The 25,928-nt window shown below is 50.5% G+C and carries 24 protein-coding genes; 6 read left to right on the forward strand and 18 right to left on the reverse strand.

The window, feature by feature from the left end; all coding sequences use genetic code 11:
- From EK22_RS11535 to EK22_RS11570, 7 genes are all read right to left on the reverse strand, one after another.
- Window positions 1–2,529: a TonB-dependent siderophore receptor gene (locus EK22_RS11535; RefSeq protein WP_081917861.1), complete on the reverse strand. Its 2,529-nt coding sequence runs from the start codon at window positions 2,527–2,529 to the stop codon at window positions 1–3.
- A 363-nt stretch (window positions 2,530–2,892) separates the two neighbouring features.
- Entirely contained in the window at window positions 2,893–3,177 is a 285-nt protein-coding gene (locus EK22_RS11540; RefSeq protein WP_036251077.1) for a type II toxin-antitoxin system RelE/ParE family toxin, read from the reverse strand.
- Window positions 3,174–3,452, reverse strand: a complete 279-nt coding sequence (locus EK22_RS11545; protein ID WP_036251079.1) for a hypothetical protein — start codon at window positions 3,450–3,452, stop codon at window positions 3,174–3,176. The genes EK22_RS11540 and EK22_RS11545 overlap by 4 nt, the downstream gene beginning before the upstream one ends.
- A gap of 63 nt (window positions 3,453–3,515) precedes the next feature.
- A complete protein-coding gene (locus EK22_RS11550) occupies window positions 3,516–4,481 on the reverse strand; it encodes a FecR domain-containing protein (RefSeq protein WP_051961863.1) in 966 nt (321 codons plus the stop codon).
- An 8-nt stretch (window positions 4,482–4,489) separates the two neighbouring features.
- Window positions 4,490–4,993 carry a sigma-70 family RNA polymerase sigma factor gene (locus EK22_RS11555; RefSeq protein ID WP_036251084.1) on the reverse strand — a complete coding sequence of 168 codons (504 nt, stop codon included), beginning with the start codon at window positions 4,991–4,993 and terminating at the stop codon, window positions 4,490–4,492.
- A 1,120-nt stretch (window positions 4,994–6,113) separates the two neighbouring features.
- Entirely contained in the window at window positions 6,114–7,361 is a 1,248-nt protein-coding gene (locus EK22_RS11565) for a PepSY-associated TM helix domain-containing protein (protein ID WP_081917862.1), read from the reverse strand.
- A gap of 63 nt (window positions 7,362–7,424) precedes the next feature.
- On the reverse strand, window positions 7,425–9,980 hold the full coding sequence (locus tag EK22_RS11570) for a TonB-dependent siderophore receptor (protein ID WP_235209301.1): 2,556 nt from the start codon (window positions 9,978–9,980) through the stop codon (window positions 7,425–7,427).
- Between the two features lie 724 nt (window positions 9,981–10,704).
- Between EK22_RS11570 and EK22_RS11575 the strand changes: the two genes are divergently transcribed.
- Together EK22_RS11575 and EK22_RS11580 are read left to right on the forward strand one after the other, a co-directional pair.
- Entirely contained in the window at window positions 10,705–11,217 is a 513-nt protein-coding gene (locus EK22_RS11575) for an RNA polymerase sigma factor (RefSeq protein WP_036251087.1), read from the forward strand.
- A gap of 23 nt (window positions 11,218–11,240) precedes the next feature.
- Entirely contained in the window at window positions 11,241–12,206 is a 966-nt protein-coding gene (locus EK22_RS11580) for a FecR family protein (protein WP_036251089.1), read from the forward strand.
- A gap of 471 nt (window positions 12,207–12,677) precedes the next feature.
- Here EK22_RS11580 and EK22_RS11585 read toward each other — a convergent pair whose 3' ends face one another.
- A complete protein-coding gene (locus tag EK22_RS11585) occupies window positions 12,678–14,327 on the reverse strand; it encodes a CARDB domain-containing protein (RefSeq protein ID WP_081917863.1) in 1,650 nt (549 codons plus the stop codon).
- A gap of 290 nt (window positions 14,328–14,617) precedes the next feature.
- On the opposite strand from EK22_RS11585, the gene EK22_RS11590 reads away from it, so the two are divergent.
- Together EK22_RS11590 and EK22_RS11595 are read left to right on the forward strand one after the other, a co-directional pair.
- Entirely contained in the window at window positions 14,618–15,082 is a 465-nt protein-coding gene (locus EK22_RS11590; protein ID WP_152565082.1) for a hypothetical protein, read from the forward strand.
- Window positions 15,083–15,106: 24 nt separating this feature from the next.
- The gene (locus tag EK22_RS11595; protein WP_036251098.1) at window positions 15,107–15,361 is read left to right on the forward strand and encodes a hypothetical protein; all 255 of its coding nucleotides are present in this window, start codon (window positions 15,107–15,109) and stop codon (window positions 15,359–15,361) included.
- Window positions 15,362–15,529: 168 nt separating this feature from the next.
- On the opposite strand, the gene EK22_RS25575 is transcribed toward EK22_RS11595, so the two are convergent.
- The 4 genes from EK22_RS25575 to EK22_RS11610 all read right to left on the reverse strand — a co-directional run bounded on the left by EK22_RS25575 (window position 15,530) and on the right by EK22_RS11610 (window position 18,351).
- Window positions 15,530–15,952, reverse strand: a complete 423-nt coding sequence (locus tag EK22_RS25575) for a GFA family protein (protein WP_081917864.1) — start codon at window positions 15,950–15,952, stop codon at window positions 15,530–15,532.
- A 228-nt stretch (window positions 15,953–16,180) separates the two neighbouring features.
- Complete coding sequence (locus tag EK22_RS11600) at window positions 16,181–16,927, reverse strand: SAM-dependent methyltransferase (RefSeq protein ID WP_036251101.1); 747 nt, start codon at window positions 16,925–16,927, stop codon at window positions 16,181–16,183.
- Between the two features lie 163 nt (window positions 16,928–17,090).
- On the reverse strand, window positions 17,091–17,621 hold the full coding sequence (locus tag EK22_RS11605) for an REP-associated tyrosine transposase (RefSeq protein ID WP_036251104.1): 531 nt from the start codon (window positions 17,619–17,621) through the stop codon (window positions 17,091–17,093).
- 208 nt (window positions 17,622–17,829) lie between these two features.
- Window positions 17,830–18,351: a hypothetical protein gene (locus EK22_RS11610; RefSeq protein WP_152565083.1), complete on the reverse strand. Its 522-nt coding sequence runs from the start codon at window positions 18,349–18,351 to the stop codon at window positions 17,830–17,832.
- 304 nt (window positions 18,352–18,655) lie between these two features.
- Between EK22_RS11610 and EK22_RS11615 the strand changes: the two genes are divergently transcribed.
- Together EK22_RS11615 and EK22_RS25455 are read left to right on the forward strand one after the other, a co-directional pair.
- Window positions 18,656–20,056, forward strand: coding sequence for an L-lactate MFS transporter (locus EK22_RS11615; protein WP_036251108.1), 1,401 nt, complete (start codon window positions 18,656–18,658; stop codon window positions 20,054–20,056).
- 48 nt (window positions 20,057–20,104) lie between these two features.
- A complete protein-coding gene (locus EK22_RS25455; protein ID WP_020161421.1) occupies window positions 20,105–20,233 on the forward strand; it encodes an MFS transporter small subunit in 129 nt (42 codons plus the stop codon).
- Between the two features lie 263 nt (window positions 20,234–20,496).
- On the opposite strand, the gene EK22_RS11625 is transcribed toward EK22_RS25455, so the two are convergent.
- The 6 genes from EK22_RS11625 to EK22_RS11650 form a co-directional block, all read right to left on the reverse strand.
- A complete protein-coding gene (locus EK22_RS11625) occupies window positions 20,497–21,876 on the reverse strand; it encodes an L-serine ammonia-lyase (protein ID WP_036251114.1) in 1,380 nt (459 codons plus the stop codon).
- 267 nt (window positions 21,877–22,143) lie between these two features.
- Entirely contained in the window at window positions 22,144–22,476 is a 333-nt protein-coding gene (locus EK22_RS11630; RefSeq protein ID WP_020161418.1) for a hypothetical protein, read from the reverse strand.
- 17 nt (window positions 22,477–22,493) lie between these two features.
- On the reverse strand, window positions 22,494–24,008 hold the full coding sequence (locus EK22_RS11635) for an FAD-dependent oxidoreductase (protein WP_020161417.1): 1,515 nt from the start codon (window positions 24,006–24,008) through the stop codon (window positions 22,494–22,496).
- Window positions 24,009–24,218: 210 nt separating this feature from the next.
- Window positions 24,219–24,947 (reverse strand): tRNA pseudouridine(65) synthase TruC, encoded by a 729-nt coding sequence (gene truC / locus EK22_RS11640; RefSeq protein WP_020161414.1) that lies wholly within the window; start codon window positions 24,945–24,947, stop codon window positions 24,219–24,221.
- Entirely contained in the window at window positions 24,944–25,198 is a 255-nt protein-coding gene (locus tag EK22_RS11645) for a GIY-YIG nuclease family protein (protein WP_232216414.1), read from the reverse strand. Before EK22_RS11645 ends, truC begins: the two co-directional genes overlap by 4 nt.
- Window positions 25,199–25,215: 17 nt before the next feature.
- Entirely contained in the window at window positions 25,216–25,911 is a 696-nt protein-coding gene (locus tag EK22_RS11650; protein ID WP_036251116.1) for a VIT1/CCC1 transporter family protein, read from the reverse strand.
- Window positions 25,912–25,928: the final 17 nt, after the last annotated feature.

Consider the following 25,928-nt stretch of genomic DNA (forward strand, 5'->3'; position numbering starts at 1 on the left):
CTAATATTCAACCCTAATCGACCCAATCGCCGTCAACGGCGCACCGGGAGCAATGGCTAGTCTTGGCGTAACATTAGAGTCGGGGTCGGTCGATTCGTAATACGTCTTATCCAACAAATTACGGATGTTGAACTGAGCAGTGACTTTGGTTGCCCCTACTTTCATTTTATAAGCTGCAAAAGCGTCCATCCTGACATAACCCGGTAATTGGAAGGTGTTGGCAAAATCGCCTTGCCGTGCTCCAGCAGCGACACCACCTACGCCGAAGCTAAGGCCATCCTGTGACTCGTAGCCGTTGACATCGTATTTAACCCACAAGCTACCTGCGTGTTCAGGCACGTTTGGCATTCTATTTCCGGCAGTATCTCCGTCATGATCGACAAGCACCTTTGCATCGGTAAAGGCGTAACTACCGATGAGACTAACTTGATCGGTAATCTGCCCCGTTACGTCTAATTCAATCCCTTGGCTGCGTTGCTTATTGGAAATCATGTCGAAAAGAAAAGCCGTAGTGTTATCCGGCACAAGTATGTTGTCCTTAGTCAAATGGTAATACGCCAAGGTAGCCAGCAGCCGGTCATCAAATAGCTGGGTTTTTAAACCGGCTTCAAACTGTTCGCCTTTTTGTGGATCAAAGGTCGAACCGTCAGCCGCCGGAGCATTATTGGCACTGAAAGAGGTCGTCCAATTACCATAAATCCCCAGCCATCCGACGGGTTGGTAAAGTATGCCGACCCGAGGGCTAAAACCTTCATCTTTATTGGAAGGCAGGGTAGCTTCGGATAGATCAAAAGATATCGTATAAGAAGAACCTGACTCTGCCCAATCGTAACGACCACCGCCTAAAATATGCAACTTGTCCCAGAGCGTAATGTGATCTTGGAAATAGACGCCGTACCATTGGTTATTGAAAAACGCAAAATTGGAATCAGCACAGCAATTAGCTGGGCGCGACAAGGTGTCTTGAATAAGGGCAGAATCAATGCCATAGCTGGGCCCGGGATTAAAAATATCAATATCAAGTGCTGGATTCGGATCGTTGAATTCACCAAAATAATGGTATTTGTTAGTAGACTTGAAATAGTCAAAGCCCACCAGAACTTGGTGCTTGGAAAATCCTAACTGGAATTTTCCGGTTAAATCGAGATTCGTAGCATAGTTTTCAGAATAAGCTTTATGACCAAAAACATTACGCCTAAGAATTCCATTCTGAAGTAATGCCTCCTCACTGGGGCCAAAAGCAGGAGCTGGATTGACAAAACTGGAAAAATCGTCTTTGAAGCCAGCAAGAAAACGGTTATGTATCGCCCAATCATCATTAAAACGATGATTTATCTCGGTGCTGACTAACACGTGGGATAAGTGATCCACCGGACTATTGGGATCGTCAAGCGAGCGGCTTATGGGTATAGGGGCGGGACGTGCGCCTATCGCGGGAATACCGAAATCCACCTGATAATCCTGATCTAAACCTTCGACACTCAGCGTCAGATCAGTATTGTCGGTAGGTCGCCAAGTGATGCTGGGATTGACCATAACCCGATCGGTAAAAACAAAATCCCTGAACGAATTATTGCTTTGATAGGCGCCGGTGAAACGATATAGCAACGACTTGTCATCAGTCACAGCCCCCGTTGCATCCCATTGGGTACGGTAGTAATCATAAGAGCCGAACTGTTGTTCAAGCGAATAATAAGGCATATCCAAAGGCTTTTTTGTGGTGATATTAACCAATCCACCGGGTTCGATACGGCCAAAGAGAACAGCCGCTGGCCCTTTGAGCACATCGATGCTTTGCAAATTGCCGGCATCAAATTCAGATGGATAGCCATCGGCGTTAGTCAATAAGCCATTGCGGTATACCCTGTTATTGAGAAATCCACGAATGATAAAGCCGTTGCCATACCCTAAGGTTGGCTGAGCCCGCACGCCACTGACGTTTTCCAACGCGTCTTTGACCCGTGTCGTTTTCTGGTCGTCCATTATTGTCCTTGGCACGACTTGCACTGACACCGGAGTCTCTATTAGCGGCGTGTCAGTTTTCGTGGCAGTAGAACTGTTGGTCACGGTATAGCTTTTGTTATAAGGATCATTCACATCTAGCTCCGCAGCCCCCATCACCATCATTGACGGCAAAGTCACAGGACTGGCTTGACTTTGTTGCTCTGCAACTTTCAATGTCACCGCATTACCCGCGGTAAAAACACGAACCAATCCACTACCCGCCAATAGCTTTTGGAAGCCTTCTTCCACCGTGTATTCACCATTCAAACCCGGACTGCTTTTACCATCGGTCAATCGGGCATCCGCCGATAACAGGATGCCTGCGCTCCCGGCAAACTGGCTGAGCGCATGGCTTAACGAGCCGCTACTGATGTGGTAATGGCGCTTGGTGGTGTTATCGCCATTGCCTTCCGCCATGGCGGAAGGTACGACGATCAAAGCAGAAGCCAATAGCAAGCCGTTGATGGTTTGCTGCAAGCGGGACGATTGTCGCCCGAGGCTCCGGTTGTTTTTTCGCTTTGACATGGTGTTTTCCCTTTTAAAAATGTTGCTCTCATCCCTATTGCCAATCGAAAACGAAAAAGGGGAACTCAAAAATGGAAAAAATTTTAAATAATTTTTAACCTATTGGTTTGGCTTGAAAAATAATTTCAATTTTTTGCCTGAAATCTTGGCTAACTGGCCGGTAAACCTGGTTTTAAAGAGTTGATAGCTCAGCAGAAGAATGGCAAAAAAAGTGTGAGCCGCCTGGTCCGAGACTGTCGGATTGATTCGCGGCAGGGATGGCGTCAAATTGTGCGCCTTAACGAGGCAACACGGATATTCAGAGCGGTAATGGTTTTGAAAGTGGATGGGGGTGCTATAAACGTTAGGCAATGGCTTGTCAGTTCAATGGCGAACTGGCGGCCATTGCCGCGCGGTATGAATCAAAGCCAAGATCCATACGGTTTTCTGCTGGATCTCATAGACTATCCGGTAGCTTTCGTGTGGAATTAACTCACGGGTTCCTGGGATTTTTCCTGATTGGCCTAGCTGAGGAAAATCGGCTAGCTTGGCTACCGCATTGCTAAAAAGCTCATCCATGCGAATAGCTGCTTGCGGGTTGTCCAGCACGATGAAGTCCCAAATCTGTTCACGATCTTGTTGGGCTTCCGGCGTCCAAAAAACCTTCACATTTTGCCTTCAGCTTGAGCGCGGCGTGCGGCAAAGTCGCTTTCAACGCTGTCATTGGTTGCGCCTATGCCAGCGTGCATCGACGCGCGGGCCGTTTCGACTTTATTGCGCAAAAACTCGCCATATTCCCTTGCTTCACGCTGGTGCTGAATAAACTGACGCATTAATTCGCGCATTATTTGAGATGCCGGCCGATGAGCAGCTTCTGCTTCAGCCATAAACTCGGCGCGTAACTCGGGTTCCAGTTTCATTGTAAAGACCGCTTCTTTCGACATCGGATATCTCCTAGGAAATTACATACTGACTTAGTATATACCTTTTTAGTATAAATGAATGCCCTAACGAGGCAACACTTTTACCCACAGCGGCAGTGGGTTTGAGATTCTGACCGGCAGCGTTTCTTCCAGCATGGCCAGAACACGCTCGGTATCGTTGAGCGGAAAGGCACCGACGATGCGCAGAGCGGCAATCCGGGGATCGCAGGTGATATAGCCGTGCTGATAGCGATTGAGTTGCAGGAGAAATTCGCTGAGAGGCATGTTGTCGGCCAACAGGAAGCCTTGCGTCCAGGTAGGACGGTCAGCACGCATGGCGGTTACGGCCTCGATCTGTTCCGTATTGAAACGCGTGGTTTGTCCGGCATGCAGGGTTAGTTTGTTTGATTCCAGTTTGCTCGGTTGAATCTCGACGGCATCGGCAAATACGCTTACTTGGCTATTGCCGGGTAGTTGCCTGACGCTGAAACGCGTGCCTAACGCACGAACTCGGCCTTCCTGGCTATCGACGACAAAGGGTCGATGTAATCCGGCATTATCCGGCGCGGTTTCGATGTAGATTTCGCCGGATACCAATTGCAGTTTGCGTAGGTCAGGTGTGTATTCCACATTGAAGGCGCTGTCGGTATCCAGGGTAACTTTCGAGCCGTCGGCCAGGGTAATGGTTTGTGTGGCGCCTACCGTCGTTTGGTAATCCGCTGTCCAGGCCTGTAAATAGCGGCCTTGGGAAATTTGCCAGCCGAACAGGCCAATAGCGCCAAATATTGCCAAGGCTTTTAGTGTACGTCGCCGGTAAAGGTCGGGCTGATTAAGGGCGGCAGAGGCTGCCTGCGATGGCAGGTTTTGCAATTTGTGGGTAAAAAACTCGACCTTTGACCACGCTGCCTGATGGTCGGGGTGGGCGTTCAACCATGCCTGCCATTGCTCAATTTCGGTTTTGGACACTTGGCCTGAACCTAATACTGCAAACCACTCGGCGGCTTGCGCAAGAATGCCGGGATGAATGTCTGTGCGGTCGGAATTCAACACTTGGTTTTTTAAAATGTCGTGGTCAGAAGATGGAGCATGGCGCTGGACATGTATTTTTTGACCATGCGATCCGTTACGCCCAGTTGCTTGCCAATTTCGACATAGGTCAGGCCATCCAATTGTGCCATTAAAAATGCCTTGCGCACCTTGGTCGGCAGTTGATTGAGCAGATCATCCATTTCTTGAAGCGTTGCAAGGATAATCGCATTCTCTTCAGGCGATGGCATCAAGGCTTCGGGATAGGCGGCGATCCTCTCCAAATAGGCCTGTTCTATCGCCGATTTGCGCCAATGATTAATGAGCAAGCCTTTGGCGATGGTGATTAAGTAGGCGCGCGGCTCGCGTATGTCGTGAACACCGTTTGAAGCGATAACACGCATGAATGTATCGTGGGCATGATCCTCGGCCTGCAAGCGGCACTGTGCCCGCTTCTGCAACCAGCCGAGCAGCCAGGAATGATGCTCGCGATAAAGCTGGGTCAGCGCATCATTGGCAACTAATTCAGTCGTCATTGATAATGCCCGTCCATGGTTGAAACACTTGATTTGAACGCATAATACCGATTATTGATCATGATTCTCGTTGTCCTGCTTCGTTCTGTTGATTGCTGATTTGGCTGTCCTCGGACAATTTGAATTTTGAGCAAAAAACATTCCATGTATTTGCTGTCGCGTTTTACTCTTGAGTGCGCCTTGGATATTTGTTTAAAAAATCAATTTATTACAATATTTTTGGCATTAAAGCGAATTGGCCGTAGCAACGATTTTCTAGTCACAGCCGAAAAAAATTAATAACGAAAAAGTGTGCCATATCCCCTATTTTTTATTTAAAAATAGGGGATATGACGCAAATGTTGAGCGAGGTAGGATGCCGGTGAGGCACGAACCGCATCGTTCGAGATGGTTTTTCACGGTGAACCTGGCCGAGCGCCACGACAACCGCCTATTGATAGGACCGTAGGTGCGATTAGCGCAGCGTAATCGCACGCATATTCAATCATCGCCATCAACGACAGCATTAATATCGCCACACCAATTAGCGGGATAAATGCCTTTTGCCACATAGCGGTGAAACGTTGAATAAGGCCAGTCAATTACACGCTCAACATGACCCTGTTTTAATGGGTTTACATGCACATAATCCACATGCTTTTGGTAATCCAAATCATCGCGGATGCGATGTTCCCAGTCATGTCGTTGCCACTTGTGCCCTGTGGGTAAATGCCCCTTTCGCCATTTTTAATCCGTACCTTGGAGCGATATTCCGTGTTCGGCATCGCCCTCGAAAATCCGCTTTTTATTAGCCGCCACCGGTTGCTGAAATCGGTATCGTTTGGCGGTAATGTCCAAACACAATGTATGTGGTCAGGCAGTACAACCCAAGCATCAATATGAAACGGATATTTGGTCCGTACTTTGTTGACAGTCTGCCTTAATGGGTCGATGTTGCGGATAAGTAAATCGTTTTGATGTCTTTGCAGGAGATTTACCGTAAAAAGCCACGCTCCACCATTAATATAGGCGCGTCTATAATTGGACATGGATTTGGGAGTTTACCGGTGCGGCTAGCATAACTGGAGGCATATTTAACCTGCGTTGGCGACGATAAAAACATGCGTGCGATTACGCTGCGCTAATCGCACCTACGGTCCTGTTCACTCTCGATTCCTCCGATTTCCAAATTGACTCTCTTCATCATTTTTCGATGCTTTTCCAAAGATATGCGTCGTTTTTGCAACCAGCGGATGATACCGCTGATATAAAGCACCAACGGTGCGAAACCCATTGCACACCATAAAATACGGCCTGCAAGCCCGAGGGCTTCGCCGTTATGAAGCGGCCACAGCACATTGAAAAACGTTTCGCCGGCGGTAAACTGATTAGGGTCTTGTACGGACAATACCTTACCGCTGTACTGGTCAACCCACACTTTGCTGCGCGCCCAACGGTGGTTGGCTTCTCCTGGTTGCCGCTTGGTAATAATGTAAACACCCTCCTCACCGCCGGGCGTTTCCACTCGGCATAGTTTGGCTTCAGGGAACACTGTGTCGGCGATTGAAACGGCCTCCGCTATGGAAATTGACTGTGCATTAGTCATAACCTTAGATTTAACGCCGGGATCTTTTAAATGTTTTTCCTTGACAGCGGAAAAACCGCGTATCAACGGCTTGATATAATCCGCATAACTAAACGAAAACCCGGTAAAGGCGATAATCAGCAAAATAATTGAACTGTAAAACCCCGTAGTTTTATGCAGATCATAATAAAACCGCTCAGGACTTGCCCCCCGTTTAATAGTCACTGCTTTTTTGAATTTCCCCCAGCGCGGCCACCACAAATAAAGCCCGGTCAATGCGGAAATAAATAAAAACAAACCAAGAAAACAGATCGTATCGTTTCCGATTTGCCCGATCTCGACACCCAATTTACCTGTCAGCAAACTGGCATGGACTTCATAAATGAACGTCCACAAGGTTTGCCCCCAAAAGTACTCCGAAATTATTTTTCCGCTGTATGGATCAACCAAAACCTGGAACGGCGCGAATAATTGATCGGCGGTTTCTTCAGGCTTCGGATAACGCGCCCAGACGTAATCATTGCCATAGCCTGGCGCAAGAAGCGCCCATCTCCCTTGTCTTTGAGGATGAGCGGCTTTAACGATTTGCAGAATTTCATCAAGGGGAAGCGGTCGCGCATTGGCTTCCTGACGCACAGGCGGCAAACTGAACTCTTCCAGTTCAACATAGAAAACATTGCAAATCCCCGTTAGTCCGAGAATGACAAAGACAAAACCTATCGTAAGGGCGATATACAAATGCACCGTTAGCCAGAAATGACGGAAACGCCTCCATTTGAGGGGGGTATAAGAATGTTGATTCATTATTTTCGAAAGCCTCGGTGCAACGGAGTGATTGAAGTCTGCATATGGCCTATCCGAACCAGTCTAATATTCCACTCGTATCGAACCAATTGCTGTCAACGGCGCCCCCGGATAGACTCCAAACCGTGGCGCTACATTGGCATTCGGGTCGGTTGATTCAAAATATTCCTTGTCGAGCAGGTTGCGAATATTGAACGATGTCGTCACTCGCGTTGGCCCCACGTTCAGTTTATAGGCCGTAAATGCATCCATCCTTACATATCCGGGGAGCTGGAAGGTATTTTCAACATCGCCTTCCCGCTTGCTGGCCAGAACACCGCCTAAACCAACCGACCAGCCCTCTTGGGCGTCAAAGCCGTTGAAATCGTATTTCAGCCATAGACTGCCGGAATGCTCAGGTACGTTGTTCAAGCGCTTACCTTCATAGCCGTTTAGCACGCCATTCAAGGTCCGGTTGTCCTTGGTAATCCGTGCATCTGTAAAGGCATAGCTGCTAATAATGCTAAGGTTATCATTAAGGTGACCTGTTATATCCAACTCAATGCCTTGGCTGCGTTGTTGACCGATTGCCGCACTATCGTTGGGATCAGGCGTTGTTAGATCGGGGGTGAGCAGATTATCCCTAGTCAAGTGATAGTAAGCCAGTGTTGTCAATAAGCGTTGATCGAAGAAGGCGGTTTTAATTCCGGCTTCAAATTGCTCGCCTATCTGCGGTTTGAAAGGTTGATTGTTGCTCGAAATTCCGTTATTCGCGGCTAGAGAGGTTGTCCAGTTGCCGTAAACCCCCAGCCACTGCCACGGTTGATAGAGAATGCCAACTCGAGGATTGAAACCTTCATCTTTGCGAATCACGGAAGGTGTCGAGTTTTCCAAAGCATTATCAGACTCTGAAAAGGAACCGCCGCGGCCTCTGCCGGTTTCTATCCAATCGTAACGTCCACCGCCCATAATGTGCAGTTTATCCCACAAGGTGATGTGATCCTGAAAATAAACGCCATACCATTCGTCCTTGAATGTCGAGAAATTCCGGCCTATTTGTGTGGGTTCGACTGCCAATATTGCGTTACTGAAAACGGAGGGATCAATGCCGTAACTCGGACCCGGATTATGAATGTCAATGGCGAATGCCGGATTGGCGGTGTTGAAAAATCCCTGAATGTTGTACTGGGTAAATGAACGCAGATAGTCAAATCCGAGCAAAATGTCGTGCTTAGTACCTGCAAGCTGAAACTTGCCGGTCAAATCGAGATTGGTGGTGTAAGCCTCGTTGTCGTAGCGCTGAGCAAAGACGTTGCGTTGCAGAATACCGGTAGCTTCATTTAGGGCATTGCCGAAAGCCGGTGCGGGATTAAGGAAGGTTTCTCTACCATCGCCCCAACTGGCCAGGAAACGGTTATGAATTGCCCAATCGTCGTTGAAACGGTGATTAAGCTCCGTACCCAATTGAACTTTAGAAATACTATCGATAGGATCGTTAGGATCACCGCCAACCGAACGATTGAGCGGAATGTTTGCAGGGCGATTGCCGACAACAGGAATACCGAAATCGGCCTGGTAATCTTGATCGACACCTTCGACATTGACGGTGAAATCCGTCGCATCGGTAAGCCGCCAGGTCAGGCTTGGAGCAATCAGCACGCGATCATTGCTTACGAAGTCCCGGAACGACTCGTTATTTTGATAGGAACCCGTGAAGCGATACAGCAAGGACTTGTCATCGGTAACCGGACCGCTAGCATCCCATTCAGTACGATACAAATCATAGGAACCGAAGCGCTGTTCAAGTGAATAATACGGTATATCCAAGGGTTTTTTGGTGGTGACATTAATCAAACCGCCGGGCTCACTACGACCGAACAACACGGATGCAGGGCCTTTCAATACCTCAACACTTTCAAGATTGGCTGTGTCGAACTCGGAGCGAAAAGAGTTGGGAACAGCCATCAGGCCATTGCGATAGATTAAAGGGTTGCGAAAACCGCGAATAATGAAACCGGTGCCGGTACCCAAGGAAGACTGGGCGCGAACGCCACTGACGTTTTCCAAGGCATCTGTGATGCGTGCAGTTTTTTGATCGGACATGACGGCCCTAGGTACCACCTGAATCGACACAGGCGTTTCCATAATCGGCGTATCGGTTTTAGTGGCGGTAGAGCTGTTAGTGACTGTGTAGTCTTTGTTATAAGGATCATTCGGATCATCTTCCATCTTGCCAACCACTGTCATCGCTTTCAACGTGGTGACTGATTCGGCTTCAGGTCTGCCGGCAACTGTAATCACCGAGTTATCCACCACTTTGTAGTCAAGGTCGCTCTCGCCCAGTGCAATAGCGAGCGCTTGCCGAGCCGTGTATCTGCCCTTCACCGGAGCTGCGGTTAAACCTTTCACCGTTGAGTCGGCATAAAGCAGCTGGGTATGGGTCGATTCGGCCAGAGTGTTCAGCGTCGTGGATAGAGGCTGTGCGGGCAGGTCAAAGATATGAGTTTCGTCGTCGGCATAAGCATTTCCCATCAGCAGCGGAGCGATCAGGACGCCATGCCGGATTAATTTACAGATTTCAAGTCTGTGCTCAATACGCCCGGCATTGCTGGTAGCGATAGTCGGTAAGCTTTTAACCATGTTATTTTCCCTGTTTTGGTTTGAGTCAAGATTCAACGTTTTTAGTCGTCTTAACTTTAATAACAAAGCAAAGCCGTCGAACTGGTCATTTTTTGAAATTATTTTCTGATGTTGCGCAATGCATAGGAAGTCCATGAATGTGCTAGTACTCAGTCAGTCTTGTTCTGACGAGTAAAGTTTGCGGAGTATCCATGGCATGCGAATAGTGCGAATACCCTGAAGGGCACAAGTACCCATGGGGCATAAATGAATTCGCACCTACAATTTACCCGCCATAATTAAATTGACTGAGTACTAGGCGTATCCTATGTAAACAGGGACATTGTTGACGACTAAATTCTTAGTCGCAATGAGGGTATTACTCCTGCCGGCCACCTATTAAACTGTGTTATTTAACGTATAACTATGTCATATGACATAGTTATACTGGGCCAGTCTCAAGATTCTGTTGGCGCAACGCGATTGTCCTCCTGGTTTTTGCCGACTAATGAGCATCAAAAATAATCTAGCGCATCACCTCATGCTTTAGGCTTTCGTTAATAAAATCAATGTGTCCTGGCATCCTGATCGAGTGTTAGCGTCGATGCTAAACAATAAAACGTTCCGCAATGGCAGCCGAACCCATGCTTGTGGTGCAAAAATTGCTTGGCTTAAGCGGAACCATTCGAAGCTTTTGCGATACAGCTTCGCAGCTGAGTAAAACAATTTTCTGAAAACCTGAGTTATGTCAACCCTGCCGCCGCTCACCAACGATCAGATTTGCCAACTGTTTCAAGACCATCGTAAATCGCTGTCCCAATTCCTGGTAAACAGGGTTCGCTGCCCTGAAACAGCCCAGGATTTATGCCAGGAAACATACCTGCGTTTGTTGCGCGATAATGCGGTGAAGCATGACGAAAACCTAATCGGCTTACTATTCCGTGTGGCCGACCGCCTGGCCATCAATTATCTGAAATGGCAGCAGCACCCGAGAAACAGCGGAATTGCTCTCGATGAAACCTTGGTTTGCCCAAGGCATCTTCCGGATGAAGTAACGGCGTTGCGTCAACAATGCGAGCTATTGTTGGATGCCATCCACTCGATGCCGAGAAAATACCGGGATGTGTTCTTGCTACGCAAAATCGACGAATTAAGCTATGCCGACATTGCCTTGAAAATGGGGATCTCTGAAAAAACGGTGCAAAGGCGTTTAGTCAAAGCCATGCTGCATTGCCACCAATACATGGAAAAATTCTGACAAACGGTTTGTAAAAATCCCTGATGAGTTCATCTTCTTCATACAACGAAAGGCAATTGAAACAGGCTATCGAATGGTTTGTGCGCTTGCAGGCAGAAAAATGTCCCGCGGAAGACAGGCTTCGCTTTGAAGCCTGGCTGGCAAAAGGCGAAAGCCACCAAGCGGCTTACGCGGAAGCCGAAAGAATCTGGGCCAATATGGATGATATCAAGTTTATGCCGGTGTCCGGATTGGCTGAAGCTCGCTCGGCAAAACCGCGAAAACCGGCATCCGTATTGACATCACTGGCTTTTTTTATTGTGACGACTGCCTTGCTCGGCGGCGCATGGCTAGAATATAGCGCAGAGACCGTTAGCTATGTGACCGGCATGGGCGAGCGCCGGCGCATCGATTTAACGGATAATTCTCATATCGACTTGAATACCGATACCCTGGTTTCGGTCAGAATCTCTTTATTGCAGCGTAGCGTTGTGTTGACACAGGGCGAGGCGCTGTTTGAAGTTAGTCACGACCGTCTGCGTCCATTTACCGTACAGGTAGGCGATTTGCATATTCGCGATGTTGGTACCCGCTTTAATGTCCTAAAACAACCGCAAGGCGCGACCGTTTCGGTATTGGAAGGCGAAGTGGAATTGAATAACGGTCAAGATGTGGTCGATGTACATCTTAGCGCAGGCGACGAGAGTCGTTATACAGAGGCGACCGGTTTAGGCCGGCTGCAAGCTGTGGAAGCCGATCAACTGACCGCCTGGCTGCATGGGCGATTGGTCTTTAAACGCACGCCATTGCGTGAAGTTGCGCTTGAATTGGAACGTTATCATCCGGTCCGATTTATTTTCGCCGATCCCAAACTCGCGGAAGAGACGCTCAGCGGGATTTTTAATTCGGATGATATTGATTTATTTCTGCATGCCCTTGAGGATATTCTGCCTCTCCAGGCCAAGCGGGACGGCCAGCAAATTCAGTTGCGGCGAACACGGAGAAAATAAACGGGGCGGTGTTGAACCATCACTTGTTTACGATGTTTGGGCGAACTAAAAGGCGACCAGGAAACCGGGGGGCGGATTATGACGAACGCAAAGGGCTTTTCCCAGGCGCCTGGTTTTGCGGGTGGCGCGAGCATACAAGGCTATAACAGTTTATTCAGGCATTTTCTTGCTCGGCTACGTCGAAAATCAAAGTGATACAGCAAAAGCAAAGTTATGCTTAAACGGAACGGTGAGTTAAATACCATACTTAGGAACGTGAATTTTATAACTCCCGCAACTGACTTGTCTTTCTGTCCCTCTTCGGCGTTGCGCAAACAGTTACATAGCTTGCTATGCGCCTGTTTGCGCGCCTTGAATATGAACAGAAATCCTGCCTCAATTGCGGGTCTTATTTCATTCCCGTTCCTTAATTAACAATGCCGATGAAATATTACAGCACGGTATTTACATCCTGCTGTTTAACGTACGGTATCAGCCTAAGCATCCACCGCTTACGCTATTGTTTCCTTCATTATTAAATTCGTTAACCTGATTATCGGAGTCAACTGTAATTCTGAAAGAGCAATCAGGGCTAAAGCAGTTTGCTGGCACGTTGACCAGAAGGTCAGTCGATCCGCCCGCTGGAATGGGCGGCGTATCAACGGTAACGGAGCCAGTATTAAAGGCGACTGTTGTCCTTGAAGCGGCTGCATTCCCATTGCCTTGATTCCTGACTGAAACTCTCAGCAGCGTTCCCGACTGCTCCATTCTGCAAAAGGCCAAAGGGTCTGTACCGAGAGGACTGAAAGGCACTAAATCCGGCGCCAGAGCGGAAGTAACTGGCTTAAAACCCAAGATGGTGACCTTGTGAGAATAATCATGTATGGGATCACTGTTCTTGTCTTTCAGTATGGATGATAACGTGTATTTCAATGTTCCTGTGGGGGTGTTCGGGGTCTTGTCGTAATGGATCTCGTCCAGCCATGCTCCCAGATCGGTTACATGCTCATCGTCACAAGGATAATACAACTCCCATCCCGTGAGCATAGGGATCGCGTATTCGAAGGGAACGTTATCAACGACGACTTGCTCTGTTTTTACGCCTGCCGGCGGCGGCGCACCAAGGCATCCCCCGAAGGTGCCAGTATCCTCGCGCGGCAGGATTGAATAAGGTGGTTGGATCACGCCAACATCGTTTCCGCCGAGTCCGGACACCATCTCGCCAAATCCGTAATCTCTTCTCGCATCGTTGTCCTTGAACATGGCATAGGTATCCCAGCTTGCAAAGCCGGAATCGACCTGGTTCATGGTGCTTGCCGGGGGCGGTTGGGGAACCGGCACCGGGGTCAGATCTTCAACGCCTTTCTTATATTTTTTTCCGTTCTCGACAAAGATTTCGCTATGATCCAGATTGACCCCGACCTGAAGCAGGTGGTGGTCCGTTTCGCAGTCGGCGCTCCACTTGAAGCCGAATCCGCGCGGGAGTATGGCAACCGTTTTGCCGGATGCGAAATTGGGGTTGAAGATGAAGCTGGGAAAAGCAGAAAGTGCGGTTTTCGTGCCTGTGTTATCGGTTATGAAGAAATTCGCCTCAGCAGGGTTTCGGGAATCACAGTCCTCATCTTTATGATCGACAACCAGATCGAGATTGGAAGGATTCCAGGCGACTACTGTGTAGTGATAACACCATCGGTAAGCATCATCAAAATTGTCGTCCGAAAGCACGCCGGCCGCCTGCCATTTCAGGGTTTTATTTTCCAGCCGGATATGGCTGATCATGGTTCCAAGCCCTGCCACATGATGATCGCTGCTAAGGTAATTCATGCGCCAGCCGTTAAGAAATACAGTAGCATCCGCGGCGTATGGCGGAATCTCAAGACTCTCTTCAATCTTTAACACATCCTCTGTTCCAGAGTTCTTGGATTCTGCGCAGGCCGATCCATGGTAGGCGATAATCGTCCCTGGATCTTCAAGTATGACGCTCCGGTTTGAAGACATCGCCTCGGCATCCGGGATACCACCGATCAAATCACACATGTTGGTATAGGTGACACAAGGCGTGCACGATGCCAAAAAAATCGGCATTAAAATGCCATGAGAAACCAAAAAAGTATGTCGAAATAGTATGTTCTTGGTATACATTTTTGTTTCTCCTTACAGCAGAGGATAGGGTATGAGCCAGCAGCAATCGCCTTGACTCTCCTAACGCATAGAAAGATCTTGTGATATATATGACATCTATTGGCTGGTTTTGTCGCAAAGTTTGGCTCAAGGCGAAGAATGCTTGTCCCGGAGCAGAATTATCCTGCTAAAGCCATAAACTGATGATAGGCCGGCATGCTGTCATCATTAGCCCGGAGATTTCATCCGCCCGATACTCAATCGCTACCATTCATTACTCAGCTGACTCGATCTGTGCGAGCGCCTGGTTCGTGCGTAATATCAGTTCATCAAATGATGGCCACGGTTCTATGGTTAAACAAAAGGAGAACATCATCATGGTTCAAGGTCTTCAATCTGGCAGCCGCCCCGCTCCGCCCGTTGTCGCTCCGATAGAGCACAATGGAATTCGTTATGAACAAGATATGCAAAGTTACGGCCACGGCGGAGATCAACCCGGAGGATATCTGACTGCTATTAACGTGAAGACTGGAGAACGCCTTTGGATGCTGAAAGCTTATGAAGTATCGGATCTGTCCGAATCCGGTGTTGATAGCATAGGTATTTATTTCAAAAGCATGGCCCTGGTGTCGGGGCGTGATGCGCTAGAAATTGAAGATGAAACTGGCAGACGCTTTATTTTTGATCTCATCAATAAAACTTCAGCTCAAGTTTCCGAGACCCCGACAGATACGTTGGGGCCGATTAAAATTCCTCAATCGTACCTACGGTCCTAAATTGAGCAGCAGGAAAATTGATCATTGGCTTCATCCCGCAGGGATGTTTCCTTATTGCTTGTGGCCTCAGTCCATCGCAAGGAACACGACATTCTGGATGTGGAGGCCTTCGCGCGGGCGCTGGTTTACACTCCGATTATCACGGAGATAAAAGCACGCGGCGGCGCCGATCCCGAGGAGATAACCGAGACGCTGACGAAGGTGCTGATAAGAGAATATGGCTCGAATCCCACGCGCTATCCGATGCAAGCCATACTGTTTGAAGCGGAAAAACCCTGAGTGTTAACGCGTCGGTGTCCGGCGATACCGGCGCGGGAAAATGAAAGAGGGGCGGGTCTTGGTAAGCACGCACCCTATTGACTGCTATATTGCAGGATCTGACCCTGTTTTATTCCGTAACCCACAGGTATAACTGATGCCTAACGAATAAGGTTAGCCATGGCACTACTACTCGTGCAGCATTCGCATTAACAAAGCGAGCTCTGGAACTTCTTTGAACTGCTTGATATCAGACGAAACTGGATGCCAGCTAGAAATTGAACTCGTACACAAGTGAGCTACAACCTTTGCCTTGAGGTCAACGGGGAATAAACCCACCGGAATCCAGTACAAATCCAATCCTCTCAACGGGTTTGGCAAGGTAGATCCACACTTCCTGCAGAAATCCGACCTGAAACCTGTCTCTTTGACCCATGAGCCTATGTGATTAGAAGCCTTCAAGAATCTGAAATTATCACTTTTGACTATCGTTGCTGAATTCGAACTTGAACCACTTTGCTTTTTACACAATGAGCAGTGACATTGATAGATATTAAATTCATCCCCATCAACCTCGAATTCAACGCTACCGCACAAACAACTTCCTATCATTATTTTTTCCTTTTGCTAACGTAAAGCATAACCCGCGTAGTGAAGCGAACTCGGGTTAATGCGTTGGTTAAGGTTTTCACGAGACGGCCTCAAACAAACCGATTGCAAGGCCGTAGGTGCGATTAGCGAAGCGTAATCGCACCTACGGCTTATCGATCGCGATGGCGACGGGAGCCACCATCTGCTGCGCGGCACAGCCGTTGACGATCCGCCAGGAGCGCCAACGCATCACCGCGGCATCAGCGCGAACACACCCCAGCCCAGGTATTCACGCGTGTAAGCGGCGTAGCGCTCGGGTTCCGAGGTCAGTTTGGCTCGAACATCTTTCGCGAGCTCGTCGCCGGGATTGGCTTCAAGCCATCGGCGCATGGTGAGCCATTTGGCCGCCTCGTATCTATCCCAGCCGTCTTGGTCAGCCAGAACCATTTCAACGACGTCGTAGCCAAGGCGGCCGAAAGACGCGAGAAGTTCTGGAAGCATGAGAAAGTCGGAGATTGAGTTGGCAAGACACCCTTTGGCAACATCTTCCGTCGGCGGTAACTGCCGCCAGTAGGGTTCGCCGATGAGGATGATCCCTCCGGCGCGCAGGCTCCGCGCCAGAAGCTCGATAGTGCCGACGACTCCACCAGCGATCCAAGTGGCACCGACACAGGCTGCCAAATCGACCTTCTCGTCAGAGACGTAGCCCGCAGCATCGCCATGGATGAACTTGACTTGATCGGCGACACCGAGTTCTACAGCACGGAGTTTCGCTTGCTCGGTGAACAACTGGCTCATGTCGATGCCGGTGCCGATGATGCCGTGATCGCGTGCCCAGGTGCACAGCATTTCCCCAGAACCGCTGCCGAGGTCGAGCACTCGAGCCCCCGATTCCAGACGCAACGCCGCTCCGAGAGTGGCGAGCTTTTCGGGTGTGATCGGGTTGTGGATGCGGTGAGCACTTTCAGTGATGTTGAATATTCGTGGGATGTCCACTGTGGAAAATCTCCTTACGGGGTGAATAGATTCGGTCAGGGGCTAATGCCGCATTCAGCGGCTTGTCCGCAGCAATGCTTTGTTAAACTTCTCTTCGTTCAAGCCGGTTTCTGCGGCGCGCAGGACCGTAGGTGCGATTAGCGCAGCGTAATCGCACGCATATTCAATCATCGCCATCAACGATAGCATTAATATCGCCACACCAATTAGCGGGATAAATGCCTTTTGCCACATAGCGGTGAAACGTTGAATAAGGCCAGTCAATTACACGCTCAACATGACCCTGTTTTAATGGATTTACATGCACATAATCCACATGCTTTTGATAATCCAAATCATCGCGGATGAAATGTTCCCAGTAATGTCGTTGCCAAATGCCCCTTTCGCCGTTTTTAATCCGTACCTTGGAGCGATATTCTGTGTTCGGCATCGCCCTCGAAAATCCGCTTTTTATTAGCCGCCATCGGTTGCTGAAATCGGTATCGTTCGGCGGTAATGTCCAAACACAATGTATGTGGTCAGGCAGTACAACCCAAGCATCGATATGAAACGGATATTTGGCCCGTACTTTGTTGACAGTCTGCCTTAATGGGTCGATGTTGCGGATAAGTAAATCGTTTTGATGTCTTTGCAAGAGATTTACCGTAAAAAACCACGTTCCACCATTAATATAGGCGCGTCTATAAGTGGACATGGATTTGGGAGTTTACCGGTGCGGCTAGTGTAACTGGAGGCATATTTAACCTGTGTTGGCGACGATAAAAACATGCGTGCGATTACGCTGCGCTAATCGCACCTACGGTCCTAACGCCGCAAATCACCGGCAAATTGGAGCAACGTGAGGCTTGTGGCATTCGCCACAAATGAACGTTGCGGAAATTTGTCCGAGTGAATTTGCTTTGTTAGGTGAAACACTCTCTCAGCCTTCGATAATCTTGCAATAGGCCCGAAATTACCGGAAGAAATGAAGATGCCTCGAACCCATATGAACCTTCCCACTCGGACTCACCTGTTTCAATTGGATATCTATATAGAACACTAGGAGTTGGACGCTTATTTTCTTTTAGAACCTCAATTTCCTCTTCAGACATCCCCGGATATTCTGTTTGGAATGGCATATCAAAGTAATATTTTTCTTCTCGATATATTTGGCAGTACTTTTCAAACAGAGCCTCAATATTATGATGCCCTATTTTGGCTCTCGAATCGAATTTGAATATTGCGCCTTTAATAAAAAGCTCAACCGAGTGAACTGATAGCATTAATACTACTGCGGCATTTGGCCAAGTAGCTTCATTCTTATCAAACGCCATTTTCTCTGCGAGAGCCTTCGCGCCATTTGCGTATGATTCTGCGTATTCAAAGAATCTATCAGGAATACCAAGTTTCAATAGTTCTGAATCTACCACCATTCTGTAATTCATAATTCACCTAACAAGTGATTCTCTAGTTCAACATATCTTACATGCTGGCCCACAGCATCAAAACAATTTTTCTGCACACATTGTGGTTTCTAAGCGGGATAACATACATAATTTTCACGGTAGACAGATCCAGATAACTCCACTCAGGATGGTGTTTCGTCCCGCTTTACAGTATCTTTCCGCTTGCCGTTGACCGGGGCAAATTGTTGTAATACCCGGTTTTTATCGATAATAAGCACTTAAATTGACAACTGTATAAAAATGCACAGATGGAAGTTTTAGTTCAATACAGAGGATTTCATTGATGTCAGGATTTTTTTCGAAACAGCGTACCGTCGCCAAGCCCGGCTATAACCGCTGGATGGTGCCGCCGGCGGCCTTGTCGGTTCATCTTTGTATCGGCCAGGCGTACGCTTTCAGCGTCTTTAATAATCCGTTGACGCGGGTGATAGGCGTTACCGAGTCGACTCCGGACGACTGGAAATTAACCACACTGGGCTGGATTTTCAGTCTGGCTATCGTCTTTCTGGGACTTTCCGCGGCTTTCGGCGGCAAATGGCTGGAGAAGGTGGGCCCGAGGCTGACGATGTTCGTGGCGGCCTGCTGCTTCGGCGGCGGTTTCTTTATTTCGGCTCTGGGCATTTACCTGCATCAAATCTGGTTGATCTATCTGGGTTATGGCGTGATCGGCGGCATCGGCCTGGGTCTGGGCTATGTTTCGCCGGTTTCGACCCTGATCAAGTGGTTTCCCGACCGCCGGGGCATGGCGACCGGCATGGCGATCATGGGCTTCGGCGGCGGCGCGATGATAGGCGCGCCGCTCTCGGTACTGCTGATGGATCAGTTTAAATCCGCCGCCTCGGTCGGGGTCATGGAGACCTTTTTGGTCATGGGCGGTATTTATTTCCTGTCCATGTTCATAGGGTCATTGACCATCCGGACGCCGCCCGAAAACTGGCAGCCGGCCGGCTGGGTGCCGCCGGTGGTCGAGAATAAAATGATCACCAAAAAGCATGTGCATATCGACCAGGCGTTAAAAACGCCGCAGTTTTATCTGCTCTGGCTGATACTGTGCCTGAACGTGACGGCCGGCATCGGCGTGCTGGGCCAGGCTTCGGTGATGATTCAGGAAATGTTCAAGGGTGCGGTAACGCCCGCGGCGGCGGCCGGTTTTGTCGGACTGCTCAGCCTGTTCAATATGGGCGGCCGGTTTTTCTGGTCTTCCGCATCGGATTTCATCGGCCGCAAAAACACCTATTTTATTTTCTTTGTGCTCGGCATAGCGCTTTACGCCACTGTTCCTTCGGTGGGCGCGGCCGGCAGCATGGGCTTGTTCATCGCGTTGTACGCGGTCATCCTGAGCATGTACGGCGGCGGGTTTTCGACGATTCCCGCTTATCTGGCCGATATTTTCGGCACCCGATACGTGGGCGGCATTCATGGCCGGCTGCTGACCGCCTGGTCAACGGCCGGCGTCCTGGGACCCGTGCTGGTCAATTACATTCGCGAGTTTCAGATTGAACAGGGCATTGCCAGGGCGGACGCCTATAACGTGACGATGTATATCATGGCGGGCATTTTGTGCCTGGGCTTTATTTGCAATTTGATGGTCAGGCCGGTGCATGAAAAACATCATATGCGGCACGAGGAGACCGATGAAGAGGGCGGGGTTTCCCGCGCAGCGACTGCCTGTACGCGCGGCTGAAACCGGAACAGTCAACCCTTGGCCGATCAATAACATTCTGGAAACGATATGAACCAACCAAAGTCCTTTAAACCGCTTGATTTTTTATTCCTGCTGCTCTTCTGGCTGTATGTCACGGTTCCGCTGGCATGGGGGATCTGGTCGACGCTGCGGAAAGCGCTGGCCTTGTTTAACTAAGGAACGCTCACAAAATAACTTCCTCAAGTGTGCGGATGAATTTCCGGTGTAGGTGCGGATTTATTTATGCCCTATGGGTACTTGTGTCCTTCAGGGTATCAACACAGTGCGAATGAATTCGCACCTACAATTCCCTGATTTATTCCATGCTCTACTACAAGGCCAGTATTTTTTCGAAGTCGGCGGCAAGCGGAGGCTTAAACGTGTCGGGCGGGCGACAGGCTCCGTCCCTGACGTTTTCATCGCGATCAGACACGGCTGAATCAACATTCCGTCAAGTTCACCGCCAGACCGCCGCGTGAGGTTTCCTTGTACTTGGTTTTCATGTCGGCGCCCGTTTCACGCATGGTTTTGATTACTTTATCCAGCGACACGAAATGCGTTCCGTCGCCGCGCAAAGCGATACGCGCGGCGTTGATGGCCTTGACCGAGCCCATGGCGTTGCGCTCGATGCAGGGTACCTGAACCAGGCCGCCCACTGGATCGCAGGTTAGGCCCAGATTATGCTCCATGCCGATTTCGGCGGCATTTTCGACTTGTTGCGGCGTGCCGCCCAAGACTTCCGCCAAGGCGCCGGCCGCCATGGAGCAGGCGACGCCGATTTCACCCTGACAGCCGACTTCGGCGCCGGAAAGCGATGCGTTTTCCTTGTATAAAATGGCAATCGCGGCGGCCGTCAGTAAAAACCGGATCACGCCGTCTTCATCGGCGCCTTTACAGAATCGCCAGTAGTAATGCAGTACCGCCGGGATGATGCCCGCCGCGCCGTTGGTCGGCGCGGTCACGACCCTGCCGCCGGCGGCGTTTTCCTCGCTGACGGCCAGCGCGAACAGGTTGACCCAGTCCAGCGTGCCTACCGGCAGGCTGGAGGTTTGCCGGGGGATCTGGCCGGTCAATTGCTGGTACAGATTGGGCGCCCGGCGTTTAACCTTCATGCCGCCCGGCAATGTGCCTTCCTCGCGCATCCCTCTTTCCACGCAGGCCTGTATGACCTGCCAGATTTTGAGCAGATTTTCCCTGATATCCTTTTCGCTGCGCCAGGCTTTTTCATTGTTCAGCATCAGTGTACTGATCGGCTTGTTATGGGTAGCGCAAAGTTTCAGTAACGCCGCAGCGGATTTAAACGGATACGGCAGACAGGTGACGTCATCGGACAAACGGTCTGCCGCCGCCGTGTGTTCCGTGACCACAAAGCCGCCGCCGATCGAGTAATAGTCTTTTTGCATCAGTTCGGTTTCCGAGGAATCGAAAACGGTAAAACGCAAGCCATTTGCATGATAGGGCAGGGCCCGGCGATGAAACAGCAGATGCGCTTTTTCCTCGAATCGGACCGGCCATCGCCTTAACAACCGGATCTGTCCGTTTTGCCTGATGACTTCGAGACGTTCCTGAATGATCGAAGGATCGATCAAATCCGGCGCCTCGCCCTCAAGTCCCAGCATGACGGCTTTATCTGTCCCGTGGCCTTTCCCCGTGGCGCCTAAAGAACCGTATAACTCAATCGTTATGCGGTTAATTTTGTCCATGCATCCGGATTTTTCCAGATTAACGGCAAACTCCATTGCCGCGCGCATCGGACCCACGGTATGGGAACTCGACGGGCCGATGCCTATTTTAAAAATATCGAAAACACTGATGGCCATAAAACGAATCCTGTGACAGATGATTATTGCATCCCGAAGCATAGCAGGATGATGGGTATTGATTTAAAAGCACGGAGTCAGGTTTTGCAATCGAATTCTGAGAGGGGAACTGCGGAGACGCCGGGCTTAAAGACGTTTTCCCAGCTCTCAGTAATGGGCATGGAATAAACCAGGGAATTCGCACCTACAGCGGAAATTCATCCGCGAACTGGTTTCAGGCAGTCATTTTCAGCCAAATCCTTAGGCCCGTGACAGGAAACGGGCGGTTTATAAGGCAAATGCCACCAGAAAAATAAAGCCGGCCACGGCCAGCGAGCCATGAAGCAAGGCCAGCCATTTGGGGATGGATTTACCGGTAATGTCGAGGACGCTGATGGCCGCGCCGCCGATCGCGGCGATAATGAATAAAGCCAGGCTGGCTATGGGCGCGGGCCTGTATTGAAAGGAATAGATGATCAGAAGAATCAGTCCGATAGCGGCTACCGGGCCATGAATAAAAGTAACGGCTTTGGGCGTTTCCTTGTTTTTCAGTATAAACACTAAAAGAAAAACGCCGAGTAGGGCCGCAAATGCAAATAAGTCAATGGCGGTAATGATCATGCCCGATGCTCCGCGAATTATGGCAGGTTGTTGGTTTCTTTTTTTGGCAAGTCCGCGATGGCCGGTCCTTCGATCACCTGGCCGTCAACGGTAAAACGGCTGCCATGACAGGGGCAATCCCAGCTTTTCGCTTCCTCGTTCCAGTTAACGATGCATTTCATGTGCGTGCAGACGGCTGAGACCAGATGGAGTTCCGCGCTCTCATCACGGTAGGCGGCGAATTTCTCGCCTTCGATTTCAACGGTTTTGCCTTCGCCGGGCACGATGCTGGAAACCGTTTCAACGTCGGCATGGTAAGGAATATCCTTCAAGTACTGGGCAAAGACATTAACGTTTTCCTTGATGAAGCGGCCCGCTGTCTTGAGCGGGTTATGCCGGTGGGGGGCATAAACTTCCGACCACGGGTTTTTGATGCCCAGGATCAAATCGCTGATGATCATGGCGGCCAGCGTGCCATACGTTAGCCCATCCGCAGCGAAGCCAGTGGCGATATAAACGCTGGATTTCGGGTGGAGGGCGCCTATGTAAGGTAAGCTGTCGGCCGCTTTATAATGCTGCGCGCTCCAGCGGTATTCCACGGATTTAACGTCGAAACGTCTTCTCAGGTAGGCTTCCAGGCTATCAAAGCAGGCTTCGTTGGCTTCTTTCTGGCCGACCTTATGCGGTTCGCCCAGGACCAGCAGATAGCTTTCCCCGCTTTTGCTGGTATAGGTGCGTATGGAATAGTGATGAGGCTTATTGAGCACCCAACAAATGCCTTCGGGGTAATCCCCCGAATTCAGCTTGGCCGCGAGCACATATTCCCTATAGGGTCCCAGCAGGCTGTGGACTGCCATGATGCCTTTCGGCGAATGCGTCGCATGGATGATGTTTTCGGCTGTCACCGAGCCGTTTTCCGTATACAGGATATTCGGCGAGCCTTCCTTGATGCTGACGACCTTGCTGTGTTCGAATATCGCGCAGCCGGTCCCCTGGATATGCGTGGCCAGCGCCTTGACATACTGCATGGGATTGAATTGCGCCTGGTCATCGATGCGAAGCGCGGCGTTGATATAGAAAGGCACGGGAGCCATGGTGTCTATGTAGGCTTCCAGGCCGGCTTCCAGGCAGGCCTGGTATTCCCTTTGCAGGGTGCTGGTGTCGTCTTCGGTTTCCGATATCAGGCGAAAAGGCGTTCTGTGGAAATCACAATCAATGGAAAATCCGCGAATGATGTTTTCAACTTGCTGGATGGCGGCAGTGCGCGAGGCGGCCACGTCATGAATGGTATCGGTATCGAACTTGGATTGGAGTATATAAAGCCGCTCATCGACAACGGCATAGAGATTGCCGGTGGAAAAACCGGTGGTGCCGCCGCCGATTTGCTGCGCTTCAAGCACGGCAACGCTTTTGCCGGCATGCGCTAGCAGATAGCCGGCGGTTATGCCGGTAATGCCGCCGCCGATAATCGCGACATCCACGTTTAAATCTGTCTGCAGAGGACTGTAATGACTGGCTTCGGCATCGTCTTTCCAAACGGAAGTTTTTTTCATAAATACCTCTGTCCATGGTCTGATCAAGAAGAATTTATCGAAGTTTAACGGTTAAAAAACAGCTGTATATGACAAAAGTCAGGGAAAATAGCAGAGGTGGAATTATTCTCATTCAGTATCCATGCTTCTCAAAAGGTACGCACTGCGTACCCTACATTTTTGTGGCTTTGTGGCTTTGTGGCTTTGTGAGCGGCGTGTTTTCGGTGTGCTTTAAATCGGTAAGGGCACGTGCTTCCAGCCCAGTTCCGCGATGACGCGGTTGTAGGCCTGATCGAGCGGAGCGGTGATATTCACGGCGGCGCCGGAATAGGGGTGGGTGAATGTCAGGCCGGTCGCCGCCAATAACAGTTGATGACAGTCGAAATGGTTTCTGAAAAAATCGTTATGCCGGCCGTCGCCGTGCGTGGTGTCGCCGACGATGGGGTGGAAGATATGTTTCATATGCCGCCTGATCTGATGCTTGCGTCCGGTTTCGGGCGTTATTCGCAGCAGGGAATAACGGCAAGTCGGGTAGCGTCCCACGGCATGAGGCAGCTCGGTTGTCGCCAGGCGCTGGTAATGCGTGACGGCGGCCTGGGCCGGCTTGTCCGGGTCGGCTTTGGCATCGGTCATCTTGTCCAGTTCTTCCTTCAGCGGATAATCGATGGTGTCGGTTTCGGCGGTGTGGCCGCGCACCACGGCCAGATAGGTTTTGCCGATGCCGTCGCCCATGAAGACGGCCGTCATTGCTCTTGCCGCGTCCGAATTTAATGCGAACAGCAGCACCCCCGCGGTCGGTTTATCGAGCCGGTGCACCGGAAATACGTGGCGGCCAAGCTGGTCGCGCAATATCTGCACGGCAAACCGGGTTTCACGCCGGTCGATTTCGGAGCGGTGCACGAGCAGGCCGGCCGGTTTGTCGATGGCAACGAAGTGGTCATCCTGATAGAGAATTTTCATGAAGGCATAGCGGTAATCTGGTTCATGGCCGAGGCAAGCAGTTGCAGTTTCTCGGTACGGGGCAGTTTCTTGATGGCGCTTTCGCGTTTGCTGGCGGAGCTGCGGTCATGTCCGGTTTCGACATAAACCAGGGCTTCGGGCTGGCGCCCGCGAAAATATTTGGCGCCCAGGCCATCGGTATGTTGCTGAAAGCGTCTTTGGACATCATTGGTGATGCCCGTGTAAAGCGAGCCGTCACTGCAACGGATCATATAGACACACCAGGGCATTACGCGACAGTGCCGAAGAGAGAGCCGACGAGGGCTGTCAAACCCATGGCCAGCGCGCCCCAGAAGGTGACGCGGCAGGCACCCTTGACCAAGCTTGAGCCGCCGGTTTGGGCCGCCAGCATGCCCAGCAGAGCCAGGCACAACAATGATGTTGCGATGACGGAGGCCATTAAATGGACAGCGGGGGCAATCAATACGATCAGCAGCGGCAAAAACGCGCCCACGGCAAAGGTGGCGGCCGAGGTTAACGCCGCCTGGACCGGGCGGGCGCTCACGGTCGCCGAGATGCCCAGTTCGTCGCGCGCATGGGCTTCCAGGGCATTGTGCCGCATCAGTTGCTCGGCAACCAGCTCGGCCAATGACGGCTCCAGTCCGCGCATGACATAAATCGCCGCCAGTTCCTTTTTCTCATGGGGTTCGTCAGCGTCGAGTTCCCGGCGTTCGCGGGCCAGATCGGCCGTTTCGGTATCGGCCTGGGAGCTGACCGATACGTATTCGCCTGCCGCCATCGACATGGCGCCGGCCACCAGGCCCGCCGCGCCGGCCAGCATGATCTCGGTATGGGCGGCATTGGAGGCGGCGATGCCGACGATCAGGCTGGCGGTGGATACAATGCCGTCGTTGGCGCCTAAAACGGCGGCGCGCAGCCAGCCGATGCGATGCGTGCGATGTGTTTCCGGGTGAGGGCTGGGCATGGGATGTCCTTGGAAAA

Source organism: Methylobacter sp. BBA5.1, assembly GCF_000746145.1.
In the GTDB taxonomy this organism is placed as follows: Bacteria; Pseudomonadota; Gammaproteobacteria; order Methylococcales; family Methylomonadaceae; genus Methylobacter; species Methylobacter marinus.